Annotated in this window: 7 protein-coding genes; all 7 read left to right on the plus strand. The window is 70.2% G+C overall.

The features are described from left to right. Positions 1–386 precede the first annotated feature (386 nt). Positions 387–1,685: an ABC transporter substrate-binding protein gene (locus D7147_RS22170; protein ID WP_120680756.1), complete on the plus strand. Its 1,299-nt coding sequence runs from the start codon at positions 387–389 to the stop codon at positions 1,683–1,685. A gap of 152 nt (positions 1,686–1,837) precedes the next feature. Continuing rightward, positions 1,838–2,716 (plus strand): carbohydrate ABC transporter permease, encoded by an 879-nt coding sequence (locus tag D7147_RS22175; protein ID WP_233563308.1) that lies wholly within the window; start codon positions 1,838–1,840, stop codon positions 2,714–2,716. Between the two features lie 5 nt (positions 2,717–2,721). Beyond that, the gene (locus tag D7147_RS22180; protein WP_233563310.1) at positions 2,722–3,636 is read left to right on the plus strand and encodes a carbohydrate ABC transporter permease; all 915 of its coding nucleotides are present in this window, start codon (positions 2,722–2,724) and stop codon (positions 3,634–3,636) included. A gap of 2 nt (positions 3,637–3,638) precedes the next feature. Next, positions 3,639–5,573 (plus strand): glycoside hydrolase family 127 protein, encoded by a 1,935-nt coding sequence (locus D7147_RS22185; RefSeq protein ID WP_120680760.1) that lies wholly within the window; start codon positions 3,639–3,641, stop codon positions 5,571–5,573. A 175-nt stretch (positions 5,574–5,748) separates the two neighbouring features. Further along, a complete protein-coding gene (locus tag D7147_RS22190) occupies positions 5,749–10,482 on the plus strand; it encodes a discoidin domain-containing protein (protein WP_233563311.1) in 4,734 nt (1,577 codons plus the stop codon). 59 nt (positions 10,483–10,541) lie between these two features. Next, complete coding sequence (locus D7147_RS22195) at positions 10,542–13,721, plus strand: OmpL47-type beta-barrel domain-containing protein (RefSeq protein WP_120680762.1); 3,180 nt, start codon at positions 10,542–10,544, stop codon at positions 13,719–13,721. Between the two features lie 38 nt (positions 13,722–13,759). Next, a complete protein-coding gene (locus D7147_RS22200; protein ID WP_120680764.1) occupies positions 13,760–14,392 on the plus strand; it encodes a hypothetical protein in 633 nt (210 codons plus the stop codon). Positions 14,393–14,433: the final 41 nt, after the last annotated feature.

The raw sequence follows: 14,433 nt of genomic DNA on the forward strand, positions 1-14,433 counted from the left end.
GACTCGACATTGGGCGGATGGCGGGGACCGCCGAAAGCTGCTCTTGTTTTACCCGTTGGACACCTTGCCGAAATCGTTTTCGTGCGACACGCTAGCGGCGGACAGTGATACCCATCACCTCGGGCGCGGCGGTAACGATCGATGCGCGAGCCGCGCCGGATCCGGCGGGAGGCGGGTGCGAGATGGCGAGGTACGAGCATCACGCGCTGGGGTCGTGCGGTCAGGGGTCGCCCGCCCCTCATCGCCGCAGCAGCGCACACCGCCGCTCCGCGCGCCGGTGTGATCCCGCCTCGCCGTACCCGACCTGCACGAACGGATCGAGCTTCCACACTCGCGGGAACCGCGCTGCGGCTCCCTCTGATCGATAGACCCCGAGGAGAGGAATCATGAGGAAGGCCCTGGGCAGGCGCACCGCCCTGCGTTCCATGGCAGCAGTCCTGGTGGCGACGCTGACTCTCGGCGCCGCCGCGTGCAGCGACGACGAACCGGGCGGCTCGACCGCCGCCGAGGCGGGACCCGAAGGCGTCGACGACGGCAGCGAGCTCACCATGTGGACCCGCGCGCCGCTGGAGAAGCAGGCGAAGCTCCTCGTCGAGGCGTACAACGCCAGCCATCAGAACAAGGTCAACCTGACGGTCGTACCCAACGACGACTACGTCGCGAAGGTCGGCGCCGCAGCCGGTGCCGACGGCCTGCCGGACCTCTTCGCCGCCGACATCGTCTACGTGCCGAACTGGGTCAACCAGGGGCTGTTCCAGGACATCAGCGCGAACATCAACGGTCTCGGTTTCAAGGACTCCATCAACAAGGGGCACCTGTCGGCCGGCACGGTCGACGGCAAGGCGCACGTCCTGCCGTTCGTCCTGGACCTGTCGATGCTGTTCTGGAACAAGCAGCTGTTCAAGGAGGCCGGGCTGGATCCGGAGAAGGCGCCCGCCACGCTCCAGGAGTACGCCACCGCCGCGAAGGCGGTGCAGGGCCTCAAGAAGGAGGGGGTCTACGGGACGGCGGCCGGGCTCAACTGCGGTGGCTGTCTCGTCTTCACCTGGTTCCCCTCCATCTGGGCCAGCGGCGGCGAGGTGCTGAGCGAGGACGGCCGGGAGGCCAAGCTCGCCGACGACACCGCGCAGCAGGTCTACCGCACCTGGAACGACCTGTGGAAGTCCGGTGCCGTGCTGCCCGCCTCCGAGGGGGAGACCGGTCCGACGTGGACCGCCGCGTTCACCGAGGGGAAGATCGGCCTGATGCTCTACCCGGCCACGCTGCTCTCCTCGACTCCGTTCGACGTCGGCGTGGCCGGCATCCCGGGCCCGAACGGCGGCGCCTCCACCTTCGTCGGCGGCGATGGGATCGGCGTCTCGAAGGACTCGAAGAAGGCGGCGCAGGCCTGGAACTTCCTGAACTGGATGATGTCCGAGCAGGCGCAGGTCGAGGTGCTGGCGAAGAACAAGGACGTGGTGTCCCGCTCGGACCTCGCGAGCAACAAGTACGCCGCCGAGGACCCGCGACTGGTCACCATCAACGAGGTGGCCGGCAAGGGTGACACCCCCGTCGCGCTCAACTTCCAGCAGGCGTTCAACGCGCCGAGCAGCCCGTGGCTGACCCTCATCCGCAATCAGGTGCTCACCGGCGGCGGCGACCTGCAGAAGGACAACGGCGAGATCACCGCCGTTCTCCAGCAGTAGCCGACCGTCGTCGCGGGCGTGCGCCGGCAGGTACGGCACACGCCCGCGACGCCGATGCCACCCGGGTAGTCGCCCGCCCCGTCCCACCTCACGCAAGAAACGGAAGGTCCCCGATGACAGTCACCGCGCCGTCTCGCCCGCCCAGTGCGGCGATGCGGGGCCCCGCCCGACGCCGTGGCCGTCGAGGTCTGCTCGGCTGGCTCTACGCGACACCGACAGCGGTCTTCGTCGGGGCTCTCTTCGTCGTGCCGCTGCTGCTGGTCGTCAAGATGTCGCTGTCGAGATGGCCGCTGCTCACCGGCGACCAGGGGATGAACGCTCCGGACAACTTCACCAAGGCCGTCGACCACCGCTTCTTCACCGACTCGGTGGTGTTCACCGTGAAGTACACGGTGCTCGCCACCGTGCTGCTGCTGGCGCTCGGGCTGGGGCTGGCGCTGCTCGTGCAGGAGTCGAGCCGGTGGAACAGCCTGCTCCGCGCGTCCTTCCTGATCCCCAGCGCGCTCGGCCTGGCGTCCGCGTCGCTGCTGTTCTACGTGCTCTACTCGCCGTACGCGAGCCCGCTGGCACCGGTGATGGAGAGCCTGGGCTTCACCTTCCTCGGTTCGCCGACCGCGGCGCTGCTCTCCACGACCTTCCTCATCGTGTGGCGCTACGCCGGCTTCTACATGGTGCTCATGCTCGTCGGCCTGCAGGGCATTCCGGCGGACGTCTACGAGGCCGCCCGCTCGGACGGCGCGAGCCGGTGGCAGACCTTCACGAAGGTCACGCTGCCGTTGCTGCGCCCGACGCTGGCGCTGACCACCGTGCTCTGCGTGACCGGCTCCCTGCTGGCGTTCGAGCAGTTCTACATCCTCACCAAGGGCGGCCCGGACAACAGCACGATCACCGTCGTGCAGCTCATCTACATGGTGGCGTTCCAAGGGCAGAACGATCTCGGGGTGGCGGCGGCGCTCTCGGTGATCGTGCTGCTGGCCCTGATCGTCATGAACGCCCTGCAACTGCGCGCGTTCCGGTCCGAGGAGAGGTGACGCGGATGGTCGCCGATTTCCGTTCCCGCCCGACCACCGTCGACGAACCGGCCTCGCCCGGCACACCGCCGGCTGCTCCGGCCAGGTCGACCGGGGTCACCATCGCCGGGATCGCGCTGCGCACGCCGTACTGGGTGTTCACCGGGGCGGTCGGGCTGATCTTCCTGGCACCGCTGGTCTGGACCGCGGTGGCGTCGGTCGCGCCGCAGGCCGGCACGAACCAGGTGGACGGCTGGGGGCTGGGCAACTACGAGACGCTGGCGAACTACCAGGCCGGCATCTGGCGTTACCTCGCCAACTCGGCGTTCGTCTCCCTGCTGACGGTCGCCCTGACCCTGCTGGTGTCGCTGCTCGGCGGGTACGCGTTCGCCCGGTTCCGCTTCCCCGGCCGGAACATCCTCTTCCTGCTCACGCTCGCCATCCTCATGGTCCCCTACGCGACGCTGCTGATCCCGCTCTACGTCCTGCTCAACGAGGTCGGGTTGCAGAACTCGCTCGTCGGCGTGGCCCTCGTGCTCACCATGTTCCAGCTGCCGTTCGCCACCTTCCTGATGCGCATCTCCTTCGAGGCGGTGCCCCGCGAGCTGGACGAGGCGGCGCTGGTCGACGGCTGCTCGTCCTTCGGCGCGCTCTGGCGGGTGCTGTTGCCCGCCGTGAAGCCGGGCCTGATCACCGTGGGGCTCTTCGCGTTCCTCGCCGCGTGGAACGACTTCATGGCGCCGCTGATCCTCATCAACGACTCCGAGCGGATGACCCTTCCGCTCGCGGTCTCGAACCTGCGCGGTCAGGTCCAGGGTGTCGTCGACTACGGGGCGACCGAAGCGGGCGTGGTCGTCCTCGCCCTCCCGTGCATCGTGCTGTTCCTGCTGCTCCAACGACACTACGTGCGCGGCTTCATGTCCGGCGCGCTGAAGGGATGACCATGAGCGGCACCGCACCCACGGCCGCGCCCGTGCTGCCGGTCCGCGGCCGGCTCCGGCCGCTCGGGCTGGACGCCGTCCGGGTGACCGGTGGCTTCTGGGCCGGGCGTCAGTCGGTCAACGCCACCGCGACCCTCGCGCACATCGAGCACTGGCTGGAGCGGGCGGGTTGGCTCCGGAACTTCGACCTCGCCGTGCGGGGTGACCTCGCGGGCGGTCGCCGTGGCCGCGAGTTCGCCGACTCGGAGATCTACAAGTTCCTCGAGGCGATGGCGTGGGAGATCGGCCGGAGCGCGGACGCCGAACTCGAGGCGAGGTTCCGAGCCGTCGTCCGGCGGGTGGCGGCGGCGCAGGCGCCCGACGGTTACCTCAACACGAACTTCGGCCGGCCGGGGCAGGCGCCGCGCTGGTCCGACCTCGAATGGGGCCACGAGCTCTACTGCGTCGGTCATCTGCTCCAGGCCGCGGTCGCCCGCGCGCGGACGCGTCCCGGCGCGGACGACGGGCTGTTGGAGGTCGCCCGCCGGGCCGCCGACAACGTGTGCGAGACGTTCGGGCCGGACGGCATCGACGGCGTCTGCGGCCATCCGGTGATCGAGGCGGCGCTGGTGGAGCTCGCCCGGACCACCGGGGAGGACCGCTACCTGGCCCAGGCCGCGCTCTTCGTCGACAGGCGTGGTCACGGCCGGCTCAGCGACGTGGAGTTCGGTCGGGAGTACTTCCAGGACGAGCTTCCCGTGCGGCAGGCGACGGTGCTGCGGGGGCACGCGGTCCGGGCGAACTATCTCGCCGCGGGCGCGGTCGACGTCGCCGTCGAGCTGAAGGACGCCAGCCTGCTGGAGGCCGTGCGGAACCAGTGGACCAACGCGGTGGCGTGCCGGACGTACGTCACCGGTGGCCAGGGCTCCCGCCACCAGGACGAGGCCTTCGGTGGGGACTGGGTGCTGCCGCCCGACCGCGCCTACTCGGAGACCTGCGCGGGGGTCGGTTCGGTGATGCTGGCGTGGCGGCTGCTGCTCGCCGACGGCGATCCCCGGTACGCCGACCTCATCGAGCGGACGCTGTTCAACGTGGTGTCGACGTCACCGGCGGCGGACGGGCGCAGCTTCTTCTACACCAACACGCTGCACCGTCGCGAGCTCGGTACCCTTCCCGACCCCGATCGGCCCAGCCTCCGCGCGGCCTCCTCGCTGCGGGCGCCCTGGTTCGAGGTCTCCTGCTGCCCGACCAACGTCGCCCGGACGCTGGCCAGCCTGTCCGCGTACGTCGCCACCTGCGACGACGAGGGCCTCCAGCTGCACCAGTACCTGCCGGCCACCGTGGCGCACCGGCTCGGCGACGGGCGGGACGTGAGCGTGAGCATCGCGACCGGTTACCCGTACGACGGGGAGGTCCGGGTGCGGATCGACGGTGACGACGAGCGCCCCTGGTCGCTGTCGTTGCGGGTGCCCGAGTGGGCGGCCCAGGGGGCGACGTTGACCGTCGACGGCGACAGCCGGCCGGTGGGGCCGGGGCTGGTCACCGAGCACCGGCGGTGGCGGCGCGGCGACGAGGTCGTCCTCTCCCTGCCGGTGGCGCCCCGGTTCACCTACCCCGACGCGCGGATCGACGCGGTCCGCGGCTGTGTCGCGGTGGAGCGGGGGCCGCTGGTGCTCGCGCTGGAGTCGGTGGACGTACCGGCCGCCGAGAGCGTCGACGAGCTTCGGGTCGACGTCGACCAGCCGCCCCGCCTGGTGGACGGGAGGGTGACGGTCCGCTGCCGCCGAGTGCACCCGGACCACCACGAGTGGCCCTACCTCGCCGAGGAGGGCGGGTCGACGCCCGTCGTGGGCGAGGAGCTCGACGGGGTGGCCCTGGTGGAGTACCACGCGTGGGCGAACCGGGGGCCCTCGACGATGCGCGTCTGGCTCCCCGTCCTCACCGACCAGGCCGGCTGACCGGCGCGCCTGACACCGACGCCCGACCGGCCCGACCACGCTCGATTTTGTTAACGCTAACACCAACGTCCACCTCCTCCCGCCACGACAACGCCAGACCGCGCGAGACCGACCACCGAGGTGAAGCACGGCCTCACCAGCAGTCCAGCCGCACCGACGACAAGGAGGAAGGAACATGAGCCGTAGACGCGTGAGGAGGGCGCCCCTCTGGGTCGCCCTGGCCGCGCTCGTGATGGGAGGAACGGTTGGCGTGGGCTCCCCGGCCCACGCCGACGGCCCGGTCCTACCCGGCAACGAGGGTGACGTCGGGGTCTACACCGACGGGCAGAGCCACGTCATGGAGATCGGTGACCCGGTCTACAGCAACGTCGGTGACGTCGCCGAGCAGCTCAAGCCCGGCGTTCCCTTCACCGCCGGCAACATGCACCAGTCCATCTTCGACAAGGACCTCGCCGCCGGCGGCACCGACTACTACCTCGACCGGGTCCTGGGCGTCCAAGGAACGGTCGGCTCGGCCGTGCTGATGACCCGGGGCCGCTCGCTGTACATGCGCGGCGCGAGCAACAACAACTTCACCGTCATGGGCTTCGCCGGCAGCACATTCGTCGGCGGCCCCAACAACCTCGGCAACCTCTACACCGTCACGGTGCCGGGTCAGACCGTCACCGAGGTGAACGCGAACCGGTTCAACGCGCCCAGCCACGCGAAGAGCCGGTACACCGTCGGCACGAGCGGGGTCACCGCCGACCTGACCAAGTTCATCACCTACGACAACGTCGCCGTCACCGCCATCACCTTCAACAACCCCGGCGAAGGCCCGGCCACGTTCACCGTCCGCGCCGCCTCACCGCTGGCCACCCAGGCGGGCACCGGCCCGGCCGAGCTGACCGGTACGCGCACCATCACCAGCGGCTCGAACAACGGCCTCGTCGACACGCCGTGGAACTCGATCAAGGTCGACCTCACCGGCGCCGGCTTCAGCCGGACCGGAACCAACCTCGACCGTGAGATCACCGTGCCCGCCGGTGGTTCGGTGGCGCTCTCGGTGGTCGGCGCCGTCTCCTCGGCCACGCTGCCCGCCACCGTCGAGAGCTACCAGGAGTACGCCGGACTGTCACCGGCCGACGCGGTGCGCACCGGTGTCACCGAGTTCAACCGCCGCTGGGCGCAGGACGTCCCCTACATCGACGTCCCGGATCCCGCCCTGGAGAAGGCCATCGTCTACCGGTGGTGGGGGGAGCGGTACAACACCCTCGACGCGAACGCCTCCGGTCACGTCTACCAGTACCCCACGACGATCGAGGGGGTGAACCTCTACCAGAACGCCGTCGCGCTGACCCAGCCGATGCACCTGCAGGACACCAAGTGGCTGCGCACGCCCTACCTGCCGTACGGCCAGGTGCTCAACATCGGCGAGCTCTCCGGCTCGTCGGCCTTCCTGGACAGCCCGGGGCACACCAGCTGGAACAACCACTACTCGCAGTACCTCGGCACGGCCGGACTCGAGGCGTACAACGTGCACGGCGGTGGCAAGGAGATCGCCCGGAAGTTCGCCGGCTACTTCGAGGGCGACGGCGTCGGCCAGCTCGAACACTACGACGGCAACGACGACAAGCTCATCGCCTACGACACCAACTACATGCCCGGCAACGACGCCGACGCGATCACCTTCGGCTTCCCGAAGGCCAACGCGGGCGCGCCGGGCGCACGGACCATCGAACGCCCCGAGTCGGCGTACGTGTGGGGCGCGTTCGACGCCGCCCGGCAGCTCTACCAGATCGCCGGGGCCGACCAGGCCAAGGTCGACCAGATGGCGACCGGGGCGAACGAGATCCGCGACGCGATCCTGGACCGGTTGTGGAGCCCGGACATGCGGATGTTCCTCGCCGGCACCTCCCACGGCGCGAGCAGCGCGGCGAGCGCGAACGGACGGCCGAACCCGCTGCCCGCCTCGGCTCGCGACCTCATCCCGGCTCGGGAGTCGAACCTCTACGACGTCTACGCCGAGAACCTCATCCCGTTCGACCAGTGGCAGACCTACGTCGACGGGTTCCGGTTCCTGACCTACGGCGACAACTTCCCGATTTTCCCGTTCTACACCGCCAACCAGTACGACCGGACGGCCTACGGGATCGGCGGCTCCAACAACTTCTCCAACATCAACTTCACCGTGCAGTACCGCGGTGTCCGGTCGGCGCTGCGCCACTACGACCCGGAGCAGAAGTACGTCAACCCCGCCTACGCCAAGCGGCTGCTCGACTGGATGGCGTGGAGCATCTACCCGAACGCCGACCTGCGCGCCCCGAACCAGGCGGAGTACTACTCCAACTGGAACGCGACCGCGAAGACCTACAACCGCAACAACCCGAACCACGTGATGCTCGGCAACATGAACTACATCTTCGTCGAGGACATGGCGGGCATCCAGCCACGCTCCGATGACAAGATCGAACTTTGGCCGATCCAGTTCGGCTACGACCACTTCATGGTCAACAACCTGCGTTACCACGGGCAGGACGTCACCGTCGTCTGGGACCCCGACGGCAGCGAGTACGGCCTGGGCGCCGGCTACAGCCTCTTCCTGAACGGCGAGAAGAAGGTCAGCACCGACAAGCTCGGCAAGCTCACCTACGACCCGAACACCAACCAGGTGCAGGCCGAGGAGGGTGTGACCGTCACCTTCACCGCCGACGACGGCACCGAGTTCCCGAGCGCGGTGAACACCCCGATCTCCGACGACCGGGTCGTCTCGTACCTCAAGACGGCCGGCGTCGACCTCACCGAGGACGCGCCGAACCTGGCGGCGGGCGCCGAGCTCAGCTCGTCGTACACCCAGCAGGGCGTACGGCCGACGCCGTGGCGGCAGTTCCACACCCCCGGCTGGAGCAGCACCTCGATGAACTACACACCCGGCGCGATCAAGGAGACCGAGCGGCCGGTGTCACTGAACGCGGTCAACGACGGTGTCACCGCCAACGAGCCGTACTGGGGCAACTACGGCACGACGGAACGCAACGGCTACGTCGAACTCGACCTGGGCTCGGCGAAGTCCTTCGACAACGTCAAGGTGTACTTCGTCAGCGACCGGCAGGCCGGCGGCTACCGCGAGCCCGCGCGCTGGTGGATCCAGGTGCCCGACGGCGACGGCGGCTGGAAGGAGGTGCCGAACCAGTTCAAGAACCCGACGGTTCCCTCGGCGAAGTTCAACGAGGCGCTCTTCCGCAGCGTGACGTCGGACAAGCTGCGCATCGCGTTCACGAACAGCCCCACCCTCTTCACGGCCATCTCGGAGATCCAGGTCTTCGACTCCGGCCGCGACGTACCGGACGTCTCCAACCAGGCGCCCGTCGTCACCGCCGCGCGGGACGGCTCGGCGGACGGCAACCTCTCCACCCGGCTGGTCGGTACGGCGACCGACGACGGCATCCCCTACGACAGCGAACTCACCTTCGGCTGGGAGACCGTCTCGGCCCCGCAGGGCGCGGGCGTCATCTTCGCCGACGCGAAGGCCCTCGCCACCCGGGTGACGGGCACCGTACCGGGCGACTACGTGTTCCGGTTCCACGCCAACGACGGTGCGAAGCGGTCGGAGGCGACAGTCGCGGTGACCCTCGCCGAGCGGGAGGTCGTCGCCGAGTTCGGCCGGTCGGCGACGATCACCACGAGCGGCACCGCGTCGTGGGAGAACCACCAGCGGGTCAACGAGACCAGCACCCCGAACAGCTCGAACCCGGGCGCCGGGAACGGCTGGGGCAACTGGGGTCAGCCGCAGAACGGCACCAGCCCCGAGCGGGCGGCGTGGATCCAGTACCGGTGGGAGGCGCCGGTGCGGCTCTCGTCCACCGACGTCTACTGGTACGACGACAACGGCGGCACCCGCCGGCCCAACGGCACGACGTACGCCGTCGAGAGCTCCGCGGACGGCACCACCTGGACGCCGGTCACGCTGACCAACGGATCGGCGTACGCCGACGCGGTGGCCACCAACAGGTACAACCGTCTGGAGTTCGAGTCGATCACCACCAGCTACCTGCGCATCCGCATCTTCGGCGTGATGGGCGAGGGGGCCGGCACGGGCGTGCTGCGCTGGCGCGCCAACGGCGAGACCGTCGACTCGGTGCGCTCGCCGGTGCTCATCCGCACCACCGTGGCGCAGGTGCCGACCCTGCCGGCCACGCTCGACGCGGTCTACGCCAGCGGAGCGCGCGGTGACGTCGCGTTCAACTGGCAGCCGATCACGCCCGAGATGGTCGCGGAGACCAACGTCGAACCGTTCGTGGTGTACGGCACGAACGACGCGTACGGGCTGATCGCCGAGGCCCGCGTCTACGTGCGGCCGGAGACCGCGCCGCGCGGCATCTCGATCCAGGGGGCCGAGACGTTCGAACAGGCCGTCGAGGTGGGGGAGCTGCCCTACCTGCCGGACAAGGTGGAGGTCTCCTACAACGACGGATCGCGGGACAACCAGGCCATCGGCGTCGACTGGAACTTCGACGAGAGCATCGTCGACACGCCCGGTCGCTACACCATCATCGGTGACCTGATCCTGCCCGAGTACGTCAGCGAGGCCGGCACGACCCGCACCACGCTGACCCTCACCGTGGGCGACCCGGCGCCGGCGTGGGACGTCGAGGTGCAGGCCCACACCCAGTGCACCGGCGGCAAGGTCTACGTGCTGGTGACCGCGCGCAACGCCGACGACGTGCCGCTCACCATCGAGCTGGTGACGCCGTACGGGTCGCGCACGGTCTCCGACGTCGCTCCCGGCAAGTCCGCGTACCAGGCGTTCACCAGCCGGGCCGTGGCGGTGCCGGCCGGGACCGCGACGGTCAAGGTCACCGGGACCGTCGACGGTGCGCCGGTCACTGAGCAGGTCGAGGCGCCGTTCGGCGCGCTCAGCTGCGACTAGCCCTTCAGGGGTGGCGGCGCCGGGACGGCGCCGCCACCCTCAGGCTCGACAGTGAGGAGATCGACACCGTGAACACCACAGCGGTGCGCGGCACCGCGCCACCAACCCCTCGGCGGTCGCGCCGGTTCGGCCGGGCGGTCGCCGTGGCGGCGGTCGCCGGGCTCGTCGCGGGCGGCCTGGTCGGGGTCGCCGCACCGGCCTACGCGGCCGACCCGTACACCTTCACCAACACGACCAATCCGATCCTCGGCGACGGCAGCTACTACTCGGCGGACCCCGCGCCGATCGTGGTGCCGGCCGGCGCCCCGGGCAACGACAGCGGCACGGATCAGCTCTACATCTACACCGGTCACGACGAGGCGGCACCGACCACCAACGACTTCATCATGAACGAGTGGGGGGCGTTCCAGACCGCCGACGTCGAGGCCGGCGAGTGGACCCACCACCCGTCGCTGATGCGCCCGGAGCAGGTCTTCGACTGGGCCACCCCGGGGCGCGCGTACGCCGGTCAGGTGGTCCGCGGCGTCGACGGGCGCTACTACTGGTACGTCCCGATCCACGAGCGGGACAGCCCGGCCTCGGACAAGTTCGCGATAGGCGTCGCCGTCTCGGAGAGCCCGACCGGCCCGTGGACCGACCACGCGGGCGGGCCGATCATCTCCCAGCGGGTGCCCACCCCGAACACCATCCACAACATCGACCCGACGATCCTCGTAGACGGCACCGCCCCGAACCAGCGGGTGTACCTCTGGTGGGGTTCGTTCAGCCAGCTGCGCATGATCGAGCTCCAGCAGGACATGAAGACCCCGGTCACCACCCCGCGCTCCGTCACCGGGCTGACCGGCTTCTTCGAGGCGGCCTGGGCCTTCAAGCGCAACGACACCTACTATCTGGCGTACGCCGGGAACAACGCCGGACCGACCTCGCAGTGCACCCCGGCGAACTACCACGCCTGCATCGCCTACGCGACGGCGTCGTCGCCGCTGGGGCCGTGGACCTACCGGGGGACCGTCCTGCGGCCGGTCTCCTCGACGACGAGCCACCCGGGCATCCTGGAGTTCAACGGCTCCTGGTACATCGCGTACCACACGGCGGACGCGGCGGGCGGCGGTCACTTCCGCCGGTCCGTGGCGATCGACCCGGTGGAGTGGGACGACACGCAGAACCCGCCGCGGATCAAGCCCGTCACCACCACACCGGTGCGGGGGCCCGACCTCACGCCACGGCCGAACATCGCCCAGGCGGCGAAGGTCACCGTCTCCAACGAGCCGGTGCCCACGCAGTACTGGGTGAAGGCGCTCAACGACGAGATCGTCCGGCCGAACCCGCTGCCGCCGGACATGTGGGGGACCTGGACCGGCAACAACCCGCCCCAGCAGTGGGTGCAGTACACGTGGGACCAGCCGATGCGGATCGCCGGCTCGCAGATCGAGTTCTGGAACGACAGCCCGCAGGGCAGCGGCGTGGGTGTCGCGGCGCCGGCCGGCTGGCGGATCCAGTACTGGGACCTCGACGCGGGGCAGTGGGCCGACGTGCCGAACCCGAGCGGCTTCCCGACCGCCACCCGGGGCTTCCAGGACACCACCTTCGACCCGGTCACCACCACCCAGGTCCGCGCGGTCTTCGACGCCTCCACCAACGGCAGCACCTACTCCGCAGTGGCGGTGGAGGAGTGGAAGATCCTCGCCGCCCAGCCGGAGTCCGCCGTCACCGCGCCGGCGATCAAGGTGGAGGTGGGGGAGACCGAGCTACCCGACGGCATCCCGGTGACCTTCGGCGCCGAGACGCTGCGGGTACCGGTCCGCTGGGATCCGGTGAAGCCGGAGGACGTCGCCACGCCCCGCACGTTCACCGTCCAGGGCACCGTCCTCGGTTACGCCGCCGGGCGGGTCACCGCGCAGGTCACCGTCATCTCACCGGACGACACCGACGGCGACGAGACCGCCCCGACGGTGACGCTCGCCCCGAGCGGGAGCGCCGGCAGCGCCGGCTGGTTCCGGTCTCCGGTCCGGGTACGGGTCGCCGGCGTCGACGACCGCGGTGGCCGGCTGAGCATCGAGACCCGGGTGGACGACGGCCAGCCGGTCGTCGCACGCGACGTGCGCTCCGTCGACGTGGACGTCACCGGCGACGGCCGGCACACGGTCACGGCGACCGCCACGGACCGCGCGGGCAACACCTCGCCCGCCGTGGACGTCGCCGTACGCATCGACGCCACGGCGCCGGTCAGCGCGGCCACCGTGCACAGCGACTCCCGGACGGTCACGATGACCGCGAGCGACGCGACCTCCGGGGTCGCCCGGATCGAGTACGCCATCGGCGCCGGCGCGTGGACCGGCTACACCGCTCCGGTGGCGGCACCGGACGCCAACCGGCACACCGTGTCGTTCCGTGCGCTCGACGCGGCCGGGAACCTGGAGACCGCCAAGACGGTCAGCATTCCGGCGGACCTCTCCGGCCCGCTCACCGGCAACATCGCGCCCATCGCGACGCCGACCGCCTCCTACACGGCGGGTTGGAACAGCGTCACCGCCCTCAACGACGGCGCCGATCCGGCGAACCCGAGCCAGGCGCAGATCTGGGGCACCTGGTCCGGCAACCGTCCGGCGACGCAATGGGTCCAGTACGACTGGTCCCGCCCGGTGCGGCTCACCGGCACCGAGCTGAAGTTCTGGCGGGACGTCGGCCAGGGCACCGGCGACGGCGTCGCCGAACCCGACGGATGGGTGCTGCAGTACTGGGACGAGGCCGACTCGGCCTGGCACGACGTCCCGAACCCGTCCCCGTACGGCACGAGCACCACCGCCTTCAACACCGTCACCTTCGACCCGGTCGTCACGCCGAGGGTGCGCGCCACGATCCGGGCCGACGGCAACGGCACCACCTACTCGGCGGTGGCGGTCACCGACTGGCGGGTCTTCGCCGACGATCCGGGTGTCCCGCCCGCGCTGCCGGTGACCGTGACGGCGCAGGCGCGGTGCGTCGCCGGCAAGGCGTACGTCGCGGTGCAGGCCCGCAACGACCACGACGCGCCCGTGGACCTCACCCTGGAGACCGCGTACGGCGAGCGCACCTTCGCGGACGTGGCCGCGGGCGCGAACGCGTACCAGTCGTTCGCGGTGCGGGCGGCCACCGTGGCGGCGGGTTCGGCGACGGTCCGCGTCAGCGGGTCGATCGACGGCACCGACGTGACAACCGTACGCATCGCCGAGTACCCCGGTGTGGACTGCGCCGGCTGACCTCTCAAGCCCAGTAACGACAACGTATGGAGTGTCGAATGACCAGATGGAATCGGAAACGGTTGGTCGCGGCCGGTGCCGCGGGGGCGGTGCTGGCGGGGAGCGTGGCGCTGCAGACGCCGGTCCTCGCCGAGCCCGGCGACAGCGCCGACGTGCAGGTGACGGTCGACATCGAGGAGATCGAGGAGCCGGGCGTGCTCGCGCTCTCGGTCGCCGGTGACTCGGTGGCGCTCGCGGAGGACGGTTCGACCCTGACGGTGCGTCAGTTCGTCGGTGAGCTGCCGACGGTGACGGTCACGGACACCCGTACCCCCGACGAGGTGCCCGAGAACGCGGCGTGGGCGGTGCTCGGTAGCGCCACCGACTTCGTCGGCGGCGCCGGTCAGGCGCCGATCAGCGCCGGGCATCTGGGCTGGAAGCCGCAGCTGATCGACGGCGGCGACACCGGCCTGGTCACCGAGGGCGAGGAGGTCGTGACCGTCCTCGACGAGCCGACCCAGCCAGGGAACAACGTGGGCCTCGTCGACCAGGAGCTGCTGGTGTCGACGTTCGACTCCGGCGCCGTGGCCGGTGACGCGTACACGGTGAACGCCGATCTGTTCCTGCGTACTCCGGCGGATGTCGCGGCCGGGTCGTACACCTCGACGTTGACCTTGTCCCTCTTCGAGTAGAAGCATGGTGGGGGCCGTGCGGCAGCGGCCCCCACCGCCAC

This window comes from Micromonospora musae, from assembly GCF_003626545.1.
In the GTDB taxonomy this organism is placed as follows: domain Bacteria; phylum Actinomycetota; class Actinomycetes; order Mycobacteriales; family Micromonosporaceae; genus Micromonospora; species Micromonospora musae.

What these genes read in the sequence shown, in the direction of transcription:
- D7147_RS22185 (WP_120680760.1), top strand. Translation starts at nt 3,639, where the DNA reads ATGAGCGGCACCGCACCCACGGCCGCGCCCGTGCTGCCGGTCCGCGGC.
- D7147_RS22190 (WP_233563311.1), top strand. Translation starts at nt 5,749, where the DNA reads ATGAGCCGTAGACGCGTGAGGAGGGCGCCCCTCTGGGTCGCCCTGGCC.
- D7147_RS22200 (WP_120680764.1), top strand. Translation starts at nt 13,760, where the DNA reads ATGACCAGATGGAATCGGAAACGGTTGGTCGCGGCCGGTGCCGCGGGG.
- D7147_RS22170 (WP_120680756.1), top strand. Translation starts at nt 387, where the DNA reads ATGAGGAAGGCCCTGGGCAGGCGCACCGCCCTGCGTTCCATGGCAGCA.
- D7147_RS22180 (WP_233563310.1), top strand. Translation starts at nt 2,722, where the DNA reads ATGGTCGCCGATTTCCGTTCCCGCCCGACCACCGTCGACGAACCGGCC.
- D7147_RS22175 (WP_233563308.1), top strand. Translation starts at nt 1,838, where the DNA reads ATGCGGGGCCCCGCCCGACGCCGTGGCCGTCGAGGTCTGCTCGGCTGG.